At 64.1% G+C, this 19038-nt stretch carries 12 protein-coding genes; 5 read left to right on the forward strand and 7 right to left on the reverse strand.

The features are described from left to right. Positions 1 to 378: 378 nt before the first annotated feature. The 7 genes from M0D43_RS20215 to M0D43_RS20245 all read right to left on the reverse strand — a co-directional run bounded on the left by M0D43_RS20215 (position 379) and on the right by M0D43_RS20245 (position 11818). Positions 379 to 1806, reverse strand: a complete 1428-nt coding sequence (locus M0D43_RS20215; RefSeq protein ID WP_252162765.1) for a DHA2 family efflux MFS transporter permease subunit — start codon at positions 1804 to 1806, stop codon at positions 379 to 381. A 532-nt stretch (positions 1807 to 2338) separates the two neighbouring features. Further along, a complete protein-coding gene (locus M0D43_RS20220; protein ID WP_260807540.1) occupies positions 2339 to 3325 on the reverse strand; it encodes an HD-GYP domain-containing protein in 987 nt (328 codons plus the stop codon). Between the two features lie 35 nt (positions 3326 to 3360). Beyond that, positions 3361 to 7455, reverse strand: a complete 4095-nt coding sequence (locus tag M0D43_RS20225) for a CHASE domain-containing hybrid sensor histidine kinase/response regulator (protein WP_260807541.1) — start codon at positions 7453 to 7455, stop codon at positions 3361 to 3363. A gap of 141 nt (positions 7456 to 7596) precedes the next feature. Beyond that, on the reverse strand, positions 7597 to 8901 hold the full coding sequence (locus M0D43_RS20230) for a DUF445 domain-containing protein (protein ID WP_260807542.1): 1305 nt from the start codon (positions 8899 to 8901) through the stop codon (positions 7597 to 7599). A gap of 179 nt (positions 8902 to 9080) precedes the next feature. Further along, a complete protein-coding gene (locus M0D43_RS20235) occupies positions 9081 to 9938 on the reverse strand; it encodes a plasmid replication/partition related protein (protein ID WP_260807543.1) in 858 nt (285 codons plus the stop codon). 141 nt (positions 9939 to 10079) lie between these two features. After that, a complete protein-coding gene (gene aptA / locus M0D43_RS20240) occupies positions 10080 to 11432 on the reverse strand; it encodes an omega-aminotransferase AptA (protein ID WP_260807544.1) in 1353 nt (450 codons plus the stop codon). Between the two features lie 218 nt (positions 11433 to 11650). Continuing rightward, positions 11651 to 11818, reverse strand: coding sequence for a hypothetical protein (locus tag M0D43_RS20245; protein WP_260807545.1), 168 nt, complete (start codon positions 11816 to 11818; stop codon positions 11651 to 11653). 142 nt (positions 11819 to 11960) lie between these two features. Here M0D43_RS20245 and M0D43_RS20250 point away from each other — a divergent pair, with 142 nt between their 5' ends. The 5 genes from M0D43_RS20250 (at position 11961) to M0D43_RS20270 (ending at position 18895) form a co-directional block, all read left to right on the forward strand. Beyond that, the gene (locus M0D43_RS20250) at positions 11961 to 13640 is read left to right on the forward strand and encodes an OFA family MFS transporter (RefSeq protein ID WP_252162770.1); all 1680 of its coding nucleotides are present in this window, start codon (positions 11961 to 11963) and stop codon (positions 13638 to 13640) included. Between the two features lie 6 nt (positions 13641 to 13646). Next, positions 13647 to 14492 (forward strand): formate dehydrogenase accessory sulfurtransferase FdhD, encoded by an 846-nt coding sequence (gene fdhD, locus M0D43_RS20255; RefSeq protein ID WP_260807546.1) that lies wholly within the window; start codon positions 13647 to 13649, stop codon positions 14490 to 14492. Next, positions 14489 to 16837: an FdhF/YdeP family oxidoreductase gene (locus tag M0D43_RS20260; RefSeq protein ID WP_260807547.1), complete on the forward strand. Its 2349-nt coding sequence runs from the start codon at positions 14489 to 14491 to the stop codon at positions 16835 to 16837. Before fdhD ends, M0D43_RS20260 begins: the two co-directional genes overlap by 4 nt. Then, positions 16827 to 17105: a hypothetical protein gene (locus M0D43_RS20265; protein WP_260807548.1), complete on the forward strand. Its 279-nt coding sequence runs from the start codon at positions 16827 to 16829 to the stop codon at positions 17103 to 17105. Before M0D43_RS20260 ends, M0D43_RS20265 begins: the two co-directional genes overlap by 11 nt. 509 nt (positions 17106 to 17614) lie before the next feature. Then, positions 17615 to 18895, forward strand: a complete 1281-nt coding sequence (locus M0D43_RS20270) for an MFS transporter (protein WP_252162773.1) — start codon at positions 17615 to 17617, stop codon at positions 18893 to 18895. Positions 18896 to 19038 lie beyond the last annotated feature (143 nt).

The following is a 19038-nucleotide window of genomic DNA, read 5'->3' on the forward strand; positions in this document are numbered from 1 at the left end:
CGTACCAGGCCTCCCGCCACGCAGGGGTTTCAAATGTGCGACGCAGATCAGGCTTGCCACGCAAGATCGCCGCAGCTCCGCGCCACTGCGACTGGATATGATCGCCTTGTTGTAGGCGTACGTTCGCGGTCTGCAGTCAGAGCAAGGACTTGGCTGCCGATGGCATGCCGTGTTGTCCGATGCGCTTGGCCAGCCGCCGTCCATGCCTGCGCGATCTGTTCGTTGCATCGAGCCATGTCGGGCCAGGCGCAGGTGCCGGCCGCCGGCTCAGAACCCCTGCCAGCTCCCCCCTTCCACGACAGCGTTCAACGCCGGGATATTGGTCTGGAGGGCTATGCCGTCGATGACGTTGATGATGCGGCGATCAGAGCCGACCCGTTACGCCCGGTGTCCGCTCATTTCCTGCCCGGCATGCTTGTCGAAGCGTACATGCCACCAGGTGGCGCTGAGCGAAATCAGGCTGACGACGCAAAATGCCAGCGAAAAATCGCTCTGATGCGGCGTTGCGTGGCCGCCGGCCAGCATCGCCAGGTTGAGGATCATCGCGCCGGCGCAGACGCCGACCGAGAGCATCAATTGCTGCAGGGTGGTGTACAGGCTGCTGGCGCGGCTCATGCGCGCGGCAGGCACGTTTTCGTAGGCGATGGTGTTGTAGGCGGCGAATTGAAACGACATGAAGCCGCCGCAGCACAGCAGTAGGCCGAACATCAATGCCGGCGGCCAATCGGGGCGGAACAACGCACACACCATGTAGCCCAGGCTGGCGAGTACGCCGTTGCCGATCAGGCTGTTGCGATACCCGAAACGACGCAGCAATTGCGGGGTGATGGTGCGCATCAACAGTGCGCCGAGCGCGGTGGCCAGGATCAGCCGGCCGCTATGCGCAGCGCTCATGCCGAAGCTGATCTGAAACAGCAGCGGCAACAGAAACGGCTGCGCGCCCTGGGTGATGCGCATCAGCGCACCGCCGATCACCGACAACCGGAACGAGTCGATGCGCAGCAAGCTCAGATCCAGCAGCGGAGCGGGATGGTGACGCGCGTGCCAGAGATATCCCAGCGCAGCGCTGCCGCCGATCGCCAGCAGCCAGCTGGCTTCACCCAGGCCGTTTTCCTGGCTGACCATCTCCAGGCCGAACAGCAGGCACCCCAGCGCGGTGCCGCACAGCACGAAGCCGCGCAGATCAAACCGCGCCGGCGCCGATTCGGTGGGAATCTCCGGAATAAAACGCCGTACCAGCAGAAAGCCGGCGATGCCGATCGGCACGTTGATGTAGAAGATCCAGCGCCAATCCAGATACGAGACGAAAAAGCCGCCCAGTGGCGGGCCGAGCATCGGGCCGATGAAGGCTGGCACCAGTGTCCAGGCCATGGCCGACACCAGATGGCGGCGCTCAACCGTACGCAGCAGGATCAGCCGGCCGAGCGGCGCCATCATTGCGCCGCCCGCACCTTGCAGCACCCGCGCGGCGACCATGGTGGGCAGGCTGTCGGCCAGCGAACACAGGATCGAGCCGCCGACGAACACCCAGATGGAGGCGCCGAACACGCGGCGCAGGCCGAAGCGGTCGGCGATGGCGCCGCTGGCCGGGATCAACACTGCCAGTGCGAGCAGATAGCTGGTCATGGCGATGCTCATGGCCGGCGCGGCCACGCCGAAGTCGCGCGCCAGGGTCGGCAGCGCGGTGGCGAGCACGGTGGCGTCCATCTGCTCCATGAAAATGGCGCAGGCCAGGATCAGCGAGATGATGCGGTAATCGGGATAACGCGGCGGCGTCACGCCGGCCTCGGACGTGCTGGAGGACATCGGACTCTCGGTTGCGGGGCCGCACGCCCTGCGCCGCAGATGGCAGCAGGGTCGGCCCGCGTCGCACGGTCTTGTGCGGCGCAACATTTGTGTATTGTCTACCTGTGTATCTTTGCGTTCAAGCCAATGGCAGCAACGCTGCGTGCGTTTGGTGGGGGTGAGGCAGATGCGGCGCGCGGCGCGGGAGAAGGCTGGCCTGGGGAGGAAGCGCAACTGCCCATTGCCAAGGGGAGGTATTCGCGCCGCATGCCCTCATTCGCCCCTTCAAGGCACCTTCTTCCCAGGCAGGACAAGGGCATGAGACGCGCGCCAAGCTCGAGTCACTCTCACCTTGATGCGCGAAAAGGCATGCTCATGCGCCACGGGCGCGTGTGGCTTTGGGCGCCCGCGCCGCAAGCGCTAGCCGGTGCGCGCCGGTGGGGGCGGGTACGGCAGACGCCAGCCAACCTCGTGTCGCGTGGGCTTGGTTCCTTACCTGCCTGTGTCGGCACATTGACCACCTGGATCTGCGCATGGACCCGCCCAGATCACGCTAAGGCGTAGGACTGTCCCAGGCGTCCTTGATCTGCAGAATCTGCGGCAATGCCGCGTGGAAATGCTGCACCAGGCGCGGTTCCAGTTGTTTGCCTGCCATGCTGTCGAGCTTGCGCATGGCGTCTTCCACTGTCCATGGCGCCTTATAGGCGCGCCGCCCGCACAGCGCGTCGAACACGTCGGCCACCGTCACGATGCGCGCCGATTCGGGAATGGCATCGCCTGACAATCCCTTGGGATAGCCGCTGCCGTCCCAGCATTCGTGATGATGCAGCGCGATTTCCGCTGCCAACTGGAATACCGGACCGCGGCCGTTGCGCAAGAGATCGTGGCCGACCTGCGGGTGCTGACGCACTACCGAGCGTTCGTGCTCGTCCAGCGAATCGGGCTTTTGCAGGATGCTGCCAGGTACCGCGATCTTGCCGACGTCGTGCAACGGGGCGGCGTCCTGCAGGGTTTGCGCCTGCTGCGGCGACCAGCCCACCGCTTCGGCCAGGATCCGCGCATACACCGCCATGCGCCAGATATGCGCGCCGGTGTCGGAGTCCTGGCCCTGGCCGGCGGTGCCGAGCAGATGGATCGCATCGCGGTACTGCTGGGCAAGACGTGCGTTTTCGGCCAGCTTCAACTGGGTGGCGATGCGTGCCTTGAGCAGCGCAGGCGAGTAGGGTTTGCTGACGTAATCGGCGGCGCCCGCTTCCAGCCCGAGACGTTCGTCGTGCTCGCTATTGCGCGAGGTCACGAACAGGATCGGGATGGCGTTGCTGGATGGCTGCTGCTTGAGCGCGCGCGCTACCGCGTAGCCGTCCATGTCCGGCAATTCGACATCCAGCAGGATCAGCTTGGGCGTGTGGCGCGTCACCGCATCCAGGGCTTCACTGCCGGATTTGGCGAAGACCAGTGCGAAGTCGTCGCGCAGCAACTGGCGCAGGGTGGCCAGATTGCTGGATTCGTCGTCGACACACAGCAGGGGACGGGACGGCATGCTGGATCCTTGCCAAGCGGCTCGGGGGAGCGCGATCAGTGCAGGTGGGTCGTCTGCCAATCGCGCAACGTGGTTTCGGCGCGACGGAAGTCGAAATCTTCGACGGCGCGTTGCAACGCTTCCTGCAGCGTGCGCGGTAAATGTGGCGCGCAGATCAGCAATGCGTGGTCGATCTGGTCGGCATCGTCGCTGGCGAAGGCCGATGTCAGGATCTGCACGCTGTCTGCATCCAATGCAACGCCATCGTCGTCGGTAGCAATCTCGGTGTCGCCATGCTGCAAAAACGCCCGGATCGCCTCAGCGGTGCGCTGCATGACGTCCCTCAACGCGATCAGCGAGGCGGTGATGTCGTGCCCTTCCTCGATGCGCGTTTCCAGATCGCCGGCCGCACCAGCCAGCGCCGGCAGCGCGAGCGAGCCGGCCGCGCCACGCAACTTGTGCGCCATCGCACCGATGGCCGGCAATTCGTTGCGGCGCAGATGCTCGGCGGCCATTTCCGCCGGGTCCGGGTTGTCGCGCAGCAGCTTGATCAGATAGCGCGCATACGGCTCGCGTTCGCGCCACAGGCTGCGCGCGCGCGCAGCGTCCAGCAGTTCCGGCTCACTATGTTCCCACTCGGTGCCGGCGTGCAGCTCGGCCTCATGCGGAAGCGACGGAATTCGCTGCATGCCAGGCTGCAGAAAATGCCGAATGGCGGTGACCAATTCTTCGACATTGAAGGGTTTGGCGATAAACCCATTCATGCCGGCTTCCAGCGCTTTTTCCTGCTGTGGACGGAATGCGCCGGCAGTCAGCGCAATCACCGGCAGGCTGGCCAGGGCCGGGATCTGGCGCAGCCGGCGGGTCGCCTCGTAGCCGTCCACCACCGGCATCTGCACATCCATCAGCACCAAGTGAAACAGGTTGGGCGCGCGCTTGAGTGTGCTGACGGCCTGTTCGCCATCGTGGGCGACGGTGACCATGGCGCCTTCGCCTTCGAGAATGCGCTGCGCCACTTCGCAATTGATTTCGCTGTCGTCGACCAGCAGCAGGTGCGCGCCTTCCAGACGACGCGCAACGAATGTGGGAGCGGCCGGGCGGGCGCCTGGGCGTTCGTCGACCAGTTGTTCGACCAACCGATGCAGGGCCGCGCCGGTCACCGGTTTGGTCATCACCGCATCCAGATCCTGTTGCTCCGGATGTTGTTCCAGCAGGCGACGCTCGTAGGCGGTGACCATGACGATCACCGGATGCGGGCCAGGCGTGGCGCGCGCACGGATCTCACGTGCGATGGCCACCCCGTCGACATCGGGCATGCGCCAGTCGAGCAGGAAAATATCGTAGGGCTCAACGGCCTCTTCGATCGCCTGTAGCGCGGCCTGTCCGCTGGCCACCGCATCCACGCGCCAGCCAAGTTCGGTGGCAATGCGCACCAGGTTGTTGAGCGCTGCATCGTGGTCGTCTGCGATCAGCACGCGCGGCATCGCTTCCGGCGGCAAGGCCGGCAATTCGCGCTGTGCCTGGGGTGGCGCGGATTTTTCCAGCGTCACCACAAAATAGAATTCGCTGCCGCGGCCGGGCACGCTTTCCACTTCCAGTTCGCCGCCCATCAATTCGACCAAGCGCCGGCTGATGGTCAGGCCCAGGCCACTGCCGCCGTAACGCCGGCTGGTGGAGGTGTCGGCCTGCAGGAACGGCGAGAAGATCAGGCTTTGCTTTTCCTTGGAAATGCCGATGCCGGTATCGCGTACCGAAAACAGCAGCTTGAGTTTGTTGGGGTCGCCGCTGGGGAAGCGCCGTACCGACAGCACCACTTCACCCTGTTCGGTGAACTTGATTGCATTGCCGACCAGATTGACCAGCACCTGATTGATGCGCAGCGCATCGCCCTGCAGCCAACGACTGTCGCGCGGCAAGGGCTCGACGATCATTTCCACCGGTTTGGCGCTGAGCGAGGAGCGCATCAGGTCGGCGATGTTGTCGAACAGCTGGTTCAGATCGAACGGTGCACGTTCCAGGTCGATGCGCCCGGCCTCGATCTTGGAGAAGTCCAGGATGTCGTTGATGATTTCCAGCAGCGTGCGTGCGGAGCGGTCGATCTTGGTGACCATTTCCTGCGCGGCGCCGGGCAGTTCGCTGCGCTGAAGCAGGTACAGCATGCCCAGGATGGCGTTCATGGGCGTGCGGATTTCGTGGCTCATATTGGCCAGAAAATCGGACTTGGACTGGTTGGCGCTCTTGGCCGCATCCATCGCCAGACGTAGCTGTTTTTCGCGCAGCTTTTGCTCGGTGAGATCCACCGCCACACCCAGGTAGCCGATCACCTGATCGTGGTCATCACGCAGGGTGCTCAAGGTCAGCAGCACTGGCAGGCGACGCCCGTCATGGCTGACGTAGGTCCACTCGTTGGTATCGCTGCGACCTAGGCTGGTGAGTGCGGCGATCGCTTCCAGCGTATGCGCCACCGGCGTACCGGTCTGATCGGCGAGCATGTGCGCGCGCTCTTGCAGTTCTTCCTGCTCGATGAACTGGCTGGCCTTGCGTCGGCCGATCACTTCTGCAGCGCTGTAACCCAACAGTTTTTCCGCAGCCGGATTGAACAGCGTGACGAAGCCGCCGGAGTCGGTGGCGATGATGGCGTAACCGGCGTGCGCCAGGATCGCGCGTTGCAGCACCGAGAACTTCACCAGCTCGCTGGTGCGTTCGGCCACCTGATGTTCGAGCGAAGCGTTGAGATCGATGATGCGTTGATGCGAGCGCACGCGGTCGGAGATGTCACGGAAAAAATGCGAATGCCCGCTGAGGGTGCCTTCGCTTTCGATGATGGGCGCTTTGCTGGCCAGCACATGCACCTGATGTCCGTCGCGATGGCGCATGGTCTGTGCAGCCGAAGCGTTGCCCGCCAGCGCAGCGTCGGCATGGTCGATCTCGTGCATTGCATAGGGCTGCGGCGCCAGTAGCATGATCAGGTCTTGGTCGATCGCCTCTTGGGCCGTGTAACCGAACATCGCCTCGGCGGCAGGATTCCAGTGCGTGATGCGCCCATCCGGAGTTTCGGCAACGATGGCTTCGCTGGAATGGCTGACCAGCGCAGCCAACTCCATTTGCTTGCGCAGCACTTCTTCGCGGCGTAGCCCATTGCTGAAATACAACACCAGCAGGGCGGCAAACAGCACCGAACCGGCCATCACCAGCCCGCCGATCAACCAGGGCGAATTCTGGTTGAGCGAGGCGATGAAGCTGGAAGTGGGATGGGCGGTGATGACCCAGGTGCGGCCATAGATCGGCAACAACCGCACGACCGGCGGACGCAGCGCACTGTCGCTGGCCGGCGTGCCGCTGCGATAGAAATTGTGGGTGGGCTCGTTGCGGTCGGACAGATCCAGCGCAACGTCGTCGCGTTCGCCCAATGCGCTTTGCACCATTTGCTCGACGCTGAAAGGCGCATACACCCAGCCGCTGGTGGCGACCATGCGCTGCTGCGGCGTCTGCAGCGGCATGCCTTCGCGATAGATTGCCAACAACACCAAAAAACCGCTTTCGCTAGGAATGCGGTAACCGGACAGCGAGATCGGCGAGGTCATGATCGGCTCGCCGCTACGCGCGGCCTGCAGGGCGGCGGCACGCCGACGCGGCTCGGAGGCGATATCGATGCCGAGCGGCCGGTTGCCTGAGGATTCCGGCTCGAAATACAACACCATGTAGCGCTCGCCATCCCACGGCGCCAAGGGTCGGCGATGGATGTCCGGCGCACCGTCGGCGCGCGCGGCCTGCAAAAACGCTTCTTCGTCGGCCGGGGCGACGCGATGGATATAGCCATAGCCCAGCACGCCGGGAAACTCGCGCGGATAATCCCGCGAGCGGCTGTACAAGGTGAAGCGTTCTCGACTGATGATGCCGCTGCCTGCGCCGATCACCGCACCGCGCGCGCCGCGCAAGCCATGCTCGAAGGTGGACATGCGTTCGCTGATGTTGCGTGCCAGCGTGCGCACCACGTATTGGAACCGTTGCTCGCGCTCGAGCTCGTTCTGCCGTTGCAGCCACACGCCGGTGGCGATGGCGGCGATCAGGCCGGCGATCAGGATCAGCAGTGCACCAAAGAATGCGCGACGCCCATATATCCTGCGCAAATCCCAGCGGCCCTTCGGCATGTTCGTTCCTTCGCCTTGCCTGTTACGTGCCCAGAATGCTGGCCGACATACATCGACCTCGTGGTACCGCCTGACGATGCTATGGCGGTGCAGTCCCCTAAGCCTGCACCTCATCCGAGTGGGCGAGTGGTGTTTCCAACATCAGAACGAGAGCCAGATCGACAACGCGTGAAGGATGAGCCCGATCAATCCTCCGACTAACGTTCCATTGAAGCGAATGTATTGCAGATCGCGCCCCACACCCAATTCCAATTGTTCGACGAGGTGACGTTCGTCCCAACTTTTCATCGTCGAGGCAATATGGTCGGTCACCGATGTGCGCAGGCGCGTGGTGAGCTTATCGGCCGCCTGCAACATATGTTGATTGAGCGCTTCGCGCAGCGAGGGATCTTGTGACAACGCCTGGCCGAGCGATTGCATGGAACGCTCCATGTGCGCGGCCATCGACGACTGCTCGCGCGCCAGGTCATTGCGCAATGCATCGCGAATTTCGCTCCAAAGACCTTGCACGTATTCCTGCAATGCCGGATGTTCGATCGCGCGCTGCTTGAGTTCTTCCACGCGTACGGCCATTTCCGGCTCGTCGCGCAGCCGCGTGATATAGCCCTGCAACCATGCCTCATAGTCGAGCCTGATTGGGTGTTCGGGCGTCTTGAGGATGTCTTGCAGTTCTTCAATCGCCGCGCGCGCCATGCGGTCGGCCAGGCTGTCGCCGATCTCTTCGATCGGCTTGACCCAGTTCACGGTGCCAACCAGCTTGGGCCATTCGCGCCGCGCGTAGCGCACGATCAATGCCGAGGCGCGCGTCTTGACCTGTTCCTGATCCAGCCATTCGCCCAGCCGCAGTAATACTTCATCCAGCAGTTTTTGATGGCGCCCGTCGGTGGTGAGCAGGGCCATGACATCGCCGATGGTGGCGGCGGCATTCCATTTGCGCAGGCGGTCGACCACAAAGCCTTGAATCGCGCGGCGCACCGCCGCTTCGTCGAGGAGTTCCAGCGCCTGCAGCATCCAGCTGCGTGCCATCTGCGCCAGCATGCGTGCCTGTTCGGGCTTTGCCAACCAATCGCCCAGGCGGCTGGCAGGATCGAACACGCGCAGTTTTTCCATCAAGGCATCGGGGGCGAGGAACTGGTCGCGCACGAACACTGCCAGGCCGTCGGCCAGCCGGTCCTTGCCGCGTGGCAGGATGGCGGTATGCGGAATCGGCAGGCCCATCGGGCGCCGGAACAGCGCGACCACCGCAAACCAGTCGGCCAATGCGCCCACCGTGGCCGCTTCGCAGAAGGCCGATACCCACGCCCAGACGCCGTGTTCGCCCATCAGGTGGCTGATGATGAAGCCAGCGAACATCGCCAGCAGCAAGGCCACCGCCAATAGCTTCATGCGCTGCAGCTGGGCACGCCGGGGATCGGTGGGGCGGGGGAGGCTAACGCTTGGTTCCATGCCCCCGAGTGTACCTAGTCGGATGCGGATGGCATGTGTCCACGGCCGACGACGACGTTGCTAACGTTGTCGTCGGAGCGCGATTGCGCGTGATGGCCTGACCAAGACACGCCCAGCGCGGCCACGGCCGCTCCTGCAGGTGACGCGCGATGCGGATGGCAGTGCGGTCAGTGCTGCACTCAGCCGCGCAGGCGTTCCAGCTGCGCCTGCAATGCGGTCACCTTGGACTGCAGCGCAGCGTTTTCGTTTTCCAGTTCGGTGACGCGGCGCTGCAGGGCCTTGATGTCGCGGCGTTCGGCTTCGCCGCCTTCGGCCTCGTCGGCTTTGGGTTTGCGCTTGGCATCGCGCACGCGCTTGGCGGCTTGTTTGAGTTCGGCCTTGCCGGCCTGCGCGGCAGCGCGTTGTTCGTCTTCGGACAGTGTGGCCACGGCGGCAGCGGCGCTGATCGAAATCTCGCCGGCCTTGACCGCTTGCACCACTTCCGGCGCGGCCTGCTTATGGATCCGTTCGATCATCACCACCTGGTTGCTGCTCAGGCGCGCTTCGCGTGCCAGTTCGGCGCGGCTGACCGGGGTGGAGGTTTCCTCCCACGGTGGGCTGTCGCTGTCATCGGCGTGTGCGCTGCTGTCGTCCAGGTCAGTGTCGGGTTGGTCGCCGACCACCACCGGCGCTTGGGCAGCGGCAACGGCGTCGGCGTCGCGCTGGGTGCGTTGGCGTGCGGCCAGGATCTCGCGCTTGCGCAACGCCAGTACGCCACGCTGGAAATCGGACACGCTGCGCCGGCCCAGGTGCTGCTCGATCATCCACAGGTGCACGTCCTGCATGGACTGGAAGCGCGGGTTCTGCACGGTCTGGAACGGCAAACCGTGCTTCTGGCAGATGCCGTAACGGTTGTGGCCATCCACCAGCACATCGCCCCACAGCACCAAGGCATCGCGGCAGCCTTCGGCCAGCAGGCTGCGTTCCAGCGCCTCGTGCTCGTCGGGCGTCAGCGGGTCGATGTAGGCCTTGAGTTCTTCTTTGACAACGATGTTCATACGGCAACTGCTGGGGTACGGGGCGGGCATTGTAGTGAGCCTGTCCCCGCTTTGCGCGGCTTGACGTGGCGCCTGCGCGCGTGACACGCGGGCGCCTGTCGGTCAGCGAAGGGTGCAGTATTTGCGTTTCGCCAACTGCCCTTAGTTCACCTGACGCAGAATCGTGCCCAGCGTCTCCACCATCTGTCCGATCTGCTCTGGCGTGACGATCAGCGGCGGTGACAGCGCGATGACATCGCCGGTGACGCGCACCAGCAGGCTGCCTTCATGGAAACAGCGCTCGAAGACCTCGTAACCGCGCGCACCCGGAGCACCGTCGCGCGGTGCCAGTTCGATTGCGCCGATCAGGCCGATGTTGCGGATATCGATGACATGCGGCAGCCCGCGCAGGCCGTGCAATGCATCCTCCCACTGCGGACCAAGCGTGATCGCGCGCGCGAACAGGTCTTCCTCGGCATAGGTGTCCAGCGTGGCAATCGCCGCTGCGCAGGCCAGCGGGTGGCCGGAATAGGTGTAGCCGTGAAAGAGCTCGATCGCGTTCTGCGGCCCGTGCATGAAGGCATCAAAGATCGCATCGGTCACCAGCACCGCCCCCATCGGCACGGTGCCACTGGTCAGGCCCTTGGCAGCGGTGATGATGTCCGGGGTGACGTCGAAGCGCTGTGCGGCGAACGCATCGCCGACGCGGCCGAAACCGGTGATCACCTCATCGAACACCAGCACGATGCCGTGGCGGTCGCAAATGGCGCGCAACCGCTGCAGATACCCTTCCGGCGGCAGGATGACGCCGGCAGAGCCGGACACCGGTTCGACGAACACCGCGGCGATGGTGGAGGCGTCATGCAGGGTGATCAGCCGTTCCAGGTCGTCGGCCAGTTCCGCGCCATGTGCGGGCAGCCCGCGTGCATACGCGTTGCGCTGCAGATCCAGCGTGTGGCGCAGATGGTCGGTACCGGCCAGCAACGGGCCGAACCACTTGCGGTTGTTGGGCAGCCCACCGATCGACATGCCGCCGAAACCGACCCCGTGATACGCCTTCTCGCGGCCGATGAATCGGGTGCGCTGGCCTTCGCCGCGCAGCCGGTGATAGGCCAGCACGATCTTCATCGCGCTATCCACCGCCTCCGAGCCGGAGTTGGTGAAGAATACGTGGCCCAGGCCGGGTGGGGCGATCGCGGCCAGCCGCTGCGCCAGCACGAACGGCAACGGCGAGCCCATCTGGAAGGTGGGGGCGAAATCCAGCGTGCCGGCCTGTTCGCGGATCGCTGCCACGATACGCTCGCGGCTGTGGCCGGCATTGCAGCACCATAGGCCGGCGGTGCCGTCCAGGATCTGACGGCCGTCGACATCGCGGTAATACATGCCTTGCGCCGAGGCTAGCAGGCGAGGACGCGCCTTGAACTGGCGATTGGCGGTGAACGGCATCCAGAAGGCATCCAGCTGCGCTGGTGCCTGCAGCGTATCGGCCGCATCGTGGGGAAGGTGGTCGGGCATGGCAGGCTCCGTCGCTCGGGATCGCCCGACTGTACGCAGCTGGCGCGTCGGCCGTCACCCTGATACCGGCAGATGCACAGCATTGGCGGGGCGCGTCACGCGTGCACCGATCGACACGTCGCCGTTATCAGGCGCTGCCGATGCCTGCGGCAGCGCTGTGCTTGCAGCCGGTGCGGGCGCGGTTTCGCGACACATTTGGCGACGCGCAAACAGACTAGTCAATTAGTCGCAGCTTCGGCCGCTAACACGCAGGAACCTTTATGCGATATGGGTGGCGCCGGCGCGTTGCAACACTGCAGGGCGCTGGCAAGCATTGCAAACAGGCAGAGATCGCCGATGATGCGCCAGACGACCGCCAGTTGGGCCTGGTCGGTGTCGCTGCTCATATCGCAACGCGTTGTTTGATTGCAGCTATCAATCGTATTCGGAACGGTCGACAGGACGTCGCCATCGCCCAGCAGGCGTTGGTGTGAGTCTTGATCAGCCGTGCTTATCGCAGTTCATCGTTGGTTTTTGGGGGGAATGAGAATGACGCAAGGGTCCACCGTGGCGACAGCCAGTGGCGCAGACGCCGGTCTGCTGTCCAAGGAGCGCATCGTTGCGCGTCCGGGGTTCAATCGTTGGTTGGTACCGCCGGCAGCATTGGCGATCCACCTGTGCATCGGCATGGCCTACGGCTTCAGCGTGTTCTGGCTGCCGTTGTCCAAGGCGCTGGGCATCACTGAGTCGATTGCGTGCCCGGCCGATATGGGCCTGTTCGCGCGCATGGTGGCCACCACCTGCGACTGGAAGATCAGCGAATTGCAGTGGATGTACACGCTGTTCTTCGTGTTGCTGGGCTGCTCGGCAGCGATCTGGGGCGGTTGGTTGGAGCGTGCCGGCCCGCGCAAGGCCGGTGTGGTCTCGGCACTGTGCTGGTGCGGCGGCCTGGTGATTTCTGCAGCCGGTATCCATTTCCATCAGATCTGGATGCTGTGGCTGGGCTCGGGTGTGATCGGCGGTATCGGTTTGGGCCTGGGCTACATCTCACCGGTGTCGACCCTGATCAAATGGTTCCCGGACCGTCGCGGCATGGCGACCGGCATGGCGATCATGGGTTTCGGCGGCGGTGCGATGATCGGCAGCCCGTTGGCCGATGCGCTGATGCGCCATTTCGCCACCCCCACCTCGGTGGGCGTGATGGAAACCTTCCTGGTGATGGCGGCGCTGTACTTCGTCTTCATGATGGCCGGTGCGTTTGGTTACCGCGTGCCGCCCAGCGGCTGGACCCCGGCCGGCTGGACCGCACCGGTGGCCAGCAGCAATGCCATGATCACCGCCAACCACGTGCACGTGAAAAAGGTCTGGGGCATTCCCCAGTTCTGGTTGCTGTGGGGCGTGCTGTGCCTGAACGTCTCGGCCGGTATCGGCGTGATCGGCATGTCCTCGCCGATGCTGCAGGAAGTGTTCGGCGGCCGTCTGATCGGCGTGGATGTGGGCTTCGGTAGCCTGGATCCGACTCAGCTGGCCAGCATCGCGGCCATCGCGGCCGGCTTCACCGGTCTGCTCAGCCTGTTCAACATCGGTGGCCGGTTCTTCTGGGCCAGCATGTCCGACAAGCTCGGCCGCAAGAATACCTACACGCTGTTCTTCGTGCTGGGTATCTGCCTGTATGCAGCGGCCCCGTCGGCTGGCGGCATTGGCGGCATTGCGCTGTTCGCGGGTATCTTCTGCATCATCCTGTCGATGTACGGCGGCGGCTTCGCCACCATTCCGGCGTATCTGGCCGACTTGTTCGGCACCCAGATGGTCGGCGCCATCCACGGCCGTCTGCTGACTGCCTGGGCCACCGCCGGCATCCTCGGTCCGGTGGTGGTGGGTTACATGCGTGAATATCAGTTGGCCCACGGCAGCCCGCCGTCACAGGTCTACAACACCACCATGTACATTCTCGCTGGCATGCTCGTGCTCGGCCTGATCTGCAATCTGTTGGTACGCCCGGTGGCCGCGCGCCACTTCATGACGCCCGACGAACTGGCGCGCGAAAAGCAGCTGGCGCACGAGAAGGTAGACCGCACCGGGCACGGCGTGATCCCGCCGGAGCAGTTGGCGCGTATCGGTCACGGCGGAAACCCGGCACTGGTCGCGTTTGCCTGGTTGGCGGTGGGCATCCCGATGCTGTTCGGTATTTGGGTCACGCTGCAAAAAGCCTTCGTGCTGTTCCATTGAGATGAGATGACCATCCCGTCTTCCCGTTCCGTGCGTCCCGGCAGTGTGGTGCGCACGGTCCGTCGCCATCGCGGCGGCCGCAGCGCCACGGTGCAGGACATGGTGGCGGCCGAAATGCCGGTCGCCTTCATCTACAACGGCGTGCCGTTCGCGGTGATGATGGCCACGCCGGAGGACCTGGAAGATTTCGCACTGGGGTTCTCGTTGAGCGAAGGCATCGTCGATCACGCGCAGGACCTGCGCGTGATCGCGGTGGAGACGTTTCTGGAAGGCGCTTCGCTACAGATCGAAATCCCGCCCGAACGAGCCGCGGCGTTGGATCAGCGGCGACGCAATCTGGACGGCCGCAGCGGCTGCGGGGTGTGCGGCAACGAATCCATCGAAGCGGTGCTGCGTGTGCCGCCGGTGCTGAACTCGTCCTTGCAGATCGACGTGGATGCCTTGGCGCATGCCTTGGACGCGCTGCACGCACGGCAGCCCATCGCTGCGCAAACCGGTGCCGTGCATGCGGCCGGTTGGGCCGACGCGCAGGGCGATGTGCAACTGGTCCGTGAAGACGTGGGCCGGCATAACGCGCTGGATAAATTGATCGGGGCATTGGCGCGTGCGCGCATCGATGCATCGCGCGGGTTTGCGGTGGTCACCAGCCGCGCCAGTTACGAAATGGCCATGAAAGCCGCGCATGCCCGAATTCCGCTGCTCGCAGCGATTTCAGCACCTACCGCGCTGGCGATCAGCCTGGCCGATAGTGCGGGACTGACCCTGATCGGGTTTGCCCGCAATCACGATTGTGTTGTTTATAGCCATCCGCAGCGCCTGGATCTGGGGGTTGCCGTGGGAGAACCCGCATGAGCAAGAAAACCATCAAGCAGTACGACAATCCCGCGGGCGGCTGGGGCGCATTGCGCTCGGTGGCCAAGCACCTGATGGAGCAGGACATCGCAGTGCAGGGCGCCAAGACGCTGCTGCACGCCAACCAGCCGGACGGCTTCGATTGCCCGGGCTGCGCCTGGCCGGATCGCGACCATACCTCCACCTTCGAATTCTGCGAAAACGGCGCCAAGGCCGTGGCCGCCGAATCCACCGCGCGCCGCGCCGGGCCGGAACTGTTCGCCTCGCACAGCGTGAGCGTGTTGTCGCAGTACAGCGACCATTGGCTGGAAGGGCAGGGTCGGTTGACCCACCCGATGCGTTACGACGCCGCCACCGACCACTACGTGCCGGTGAGCTGGGACGACGCGTTTGCGCAGATCGCCGGCCATCTCAACGGCCTGGCGACGCCGGACGAGGCGATCTTCTACACCTCCGGGCGTACCAGCAACGAAGCGGCGTTTTTGTATCAATTGTTCGTGCGCGAGTTCGGTACCAACAATTTCCCGGATTGCTCCAACATGTGCCACGAGCCCTCCGGCACCGCGCTGCGTTCGCAGATCGGCGTGGGCAAGGGCACGGTGTCGCTGCACGATTTCGAGCTCGCCGACGCCATCTTCATCTTCGGGCAGAACCCGGGCACCAATCACCCGCGCATGCTCGGTGAGCTGCGTCAGGCCTCCAAGCGCGGTGCGGCGATTGCGGCATTCAACCCGCTGCGCGAGCGCGGGCTGGAAAAGTTTGCCGACCCGCAAGACAAGCTGGAGATGCTCCACAATGGCTCCACGCGCATTGCCTCGGATTATTTTCAGCTCAAGATCGGCGGCGACCTGGCCGCAGTGAAGGGCATCATCAAGCATGTGCTGGAGCGCGATGCGCAGGCACAGCGCGATGGCGCGCCGCGCTTGCTGGATCTGGAATTCATCGAGGCGCACACCGCCAATTTCGACGCATTCGCTGCCGATGTGCATGCGGAAGGCTGGGACACGATTGTCGAGGAGTCCGGTCTGGACGAAGCGGCGCTGCGCAAGGCCGGCGAGATTTATCTCAATGCCGAGCGTGTGATTGCCTGCTGGGGCATGGGCATCACCCAGCACAAGCATTCGGTGGCAACCATCCACATGATGACCAATCTGCTGCTGCTGCGCGGCAACCTGGGCCGGCCCGGCGCTGGCGTGTGCCCGGTGCGCGGGCACAGCAACGTGCAGGGCGACCGCACGATGATGATCTATGAAAAGCCGCCGGCTGCATTCCTGGACAAGCTGCAATCGGTGTTCGGTTTCGCGCCGCCACGCGCAGACGGTTTCGATACCGTCGGTGCGATCGAGGCGATGCTGGATGGGCGCGGCAAGGTGTTCTTCGCGATGGGCGGCAATTTTGCCGCTGCCACGCCGGATACCGATGCCACGCATCGCGCGCTGCGTAACTGCGAGCTCACCGTGCATGTCACCACCAAGCTCAATCGCAGCCATCTGGTGCATGGGCGTGATGCGTTGATCCTGCCCTGCCTGGGGCGCACCGAGATCGATATCCAGGATGCCGGCTCGCAAGGCGTGACGGTGGAAGATTCGATGAGCATGGTGCACCTGTCGGCCGGTATCAATCCGCCGGCCTCGCCGGAGCTACTGTCCGAACCGGCGATCGTGGCGCGCATGGCGGAAGCCACGCTGGGCGCGCGCAGTGCGATCCGCTGGCGTTGGTTGGTGGGCGATTACGACCGCGTGCGCGATCTGATTGCGCAGGTCTTCCCGGATTTTGCCGGCTTCAATGAGCGCGTGCGTACGCCAGGTGGATTCCGTTTGTCGAACACCGCGCGTGATCGCCAGTGGGTGACGCCGGAACAACGTGCGGTATTCAAGCCGCATGCGGTGCCCACCGATAACCCGATACATCGCGCGCGTCGCAGCCACACCGAGCAGATGGTGTTTACGCTGGCCACCACGCGTTCGCACGATCAATACAACACCACCATCTACGGCTTGGACGACCGCTATCGCGGCGTGTTCGGCGAGCGCCGTGTGCTGTTTATCAATGGCGCGGATATCGCGGCGTTGAACATGAAGGCAGGCGATTGGGTGGATCTGGAAAGCCTGTGCGAAGACGGCGTGCATCGCGAGGCGCGGCGTTTCCTGCTGGTTGACTACAACATTCCGCGTGGCTGCCTGGCTGCGTATTACCCGGAAACCAACGCGCTGGTGCCGTTGTCCAGCTTCGCTGACGAAGCGCGTACGCCGACCTCCAAGTCGATTCCGGTGATCGTGCTACCGCACCGTGCAGAGGCCGCCGATGCTGCACCGCGCGACATCGGAGCGGTGCTTGTCCGCTGATCCGCAGCTCACCGCGCAGCTGTTGCATGTGCTTGCCGACGCGCCCGATGGCGTGTTGCTGGCACGGCTCTGCAAGCACCTTGGCGTGCGCATGAGCGTGTTGCTGCGCACGCTCGCGTGGTTGGGAACGGCAAACCTGGACGGTCAACCCGGCCCGGACTGGGTCCGCGTGGAAGACCGCGGCGAGCGGCAATTCGCGCTCCTCACCTCTGCTGGTTTGGCGGAGCATGCGCAGCGTTTTACGGCGCAAGCGTCGCAGAGCGATTGAGCGAAATTCTTGCTGCTTTGATAAAGATCTTGCGGTACTTGCCGCTGGGGTGCGCCACATCCAGTGCGGACGAAGGTCAAAAGGCTGGGCCAGAAGTTGCGTCGCTCTAGCGCGCGGTGTCCTCACTGCTCGCCGGACACGTCGTAAATCCGTCCCTGGGGCTCGTTGGCGGCATCCATGCTGCCAATGAGCCCGCTAGCGGTGAGGGCACCGCACCACGAGGTGACCGGCGCTCTATAAAAGCGGCTCGTGATGCGACGGCCGTGCGGCTTCGCCCTTGGGGCCCTGCAGCCAAGCCGCACAGAGGCCCGAACTGCAGGCGTCACAGTTCACGATCGCTGGCTCGGCTTTTTAGGCACCTATACGAACACAGTGGTATCAGAGCGAAAAGACATCGTCCCGCAGCACTGTCGGTCACGCATGTAACTTTTTGGAGGCTGGCTAGCCTGCGCAAAGCGGCGCTGCGATCTGCCAGAATCGGCCGTCTTGTTCCCGGATGCCGATCAACGATGACTGCCGCCGCGCCGCTCGCCACGCCCACCAATTCACCTGCGCGCGTGCTATTCGCCAGCTTGATCGGCACCACCATCGAGTTCTTCGATTTCTATATCTATGCCACCGCGGCCGTGCTGGTGTTTCCGACGTTGTTCTTTCCCGCCGGCGATGGCAGTGCAGCGATGCTGCAATCGTTGGCCACCTTCGCGGTGGCGTTTGTCGCGCGGCCGGTGGGCTCAGCGGTGTTCGGGCACTTCGGCGACCGGGTCGGGCGCAAGGCCACGCTGGTGGCAGCGCTGCTGACGATGGGCCTGTCGACAGTGGCGATCGGACTGCTGCCCAGCTACGCGCAGATCGGTGTGTTTGCACCCGCATTGCTGGTGTTGTGCCGCTTTGGCCAGGGGCTGGGCCTGGGCGGCGAATGGGGTGGGGCGGTGCTGTTGGCCACCGAGAACGCGCCGCCTGGCAAGCGCGTCTGGTACGGCATGTTTCCGCAACTGGGTGCACCGCTGGGCTTTCTGTTGTCGACCGGCACCTTTCTGGGCATGGGCGCAGTGCTGGACGATGCGCAGTTCATGCAGTGGGGCTGGCGCGTGCCGTTCCTGGCCAGCGCGTTGCTGGTACTGACAGGGTTGTGGGTGCGCTTGAGCATCACCGAGACGCCTGATTTCCAGAAGACGCTGGACCGCAAGACGCGCGTCAAGTTGCCGTTGGGCACCGTGGTCTCGCAGCATTGGCCGGCACTGATCGTCGGTACGCTGGGCGTGTTCGCCACCTTCGTGCTGTTCTATCTGATGACGGTGTTCGCACTCGGCTACGGCACCAAGACGCTGGGCTACGACAAGGAACAATTCCTGCTGTTGCAGATGGCCAGCATCGTGTTTTTTGCGCTGGGCATTCCGCTCTCGGCCAAGTTTGGCGACCGCCACGGTGCGCCGTTGGCGATGATGCTGGCCAGCATCGCGATCGTGGCCTTCGGCTTGGCATTTGCGCCGCTGTTTCAGGCCAGCCACCCGTTACAGGTGCTGGCATTCCTGTCGCTGGGATTTTTCTTCATGGGGCTGACCTATGGCCCCTGCGGCACGCTGCTGGCCGAGTTGTATCCCACCGAGGTGCGCTACACCGGCGCATCGCTGTCGTTCAATCTGGCCAGCATTCTTGGCGCGGCGCCGGCGCCCTATGTAGCGACGCAGCTGGCGGCCAGCTACGGCGTACAATCGGTGGGGTATTACCTGGGCGGTGCTGCAGTGCTGAGCCTGATCGCGCTAGTGGTGGCGCGACGCTGGCGGCGTTGATCGCAGGTAACTGTGGGCACTCCATCGTGCGGATTGCGTAGCGACGCGTTGGCGCGGGATCGAGCGGGTGCGATCGCGCATCAGGGCCCTATGGCAGTGCCGTGATCATGTTCATGCAGTCGCGGTGTTGACGATCTATGACG

Source organism: Xanthomonas prunicola (genome assembly GCF_025266575.1).
Classification (GTDB): domain Bacteria; phylum Pseudomonadota; class Gammaproteobacteria; order Xanthomonadales; family Xanthomonadaceae; genus Xanthomonas; species Xanthomonas prunicola.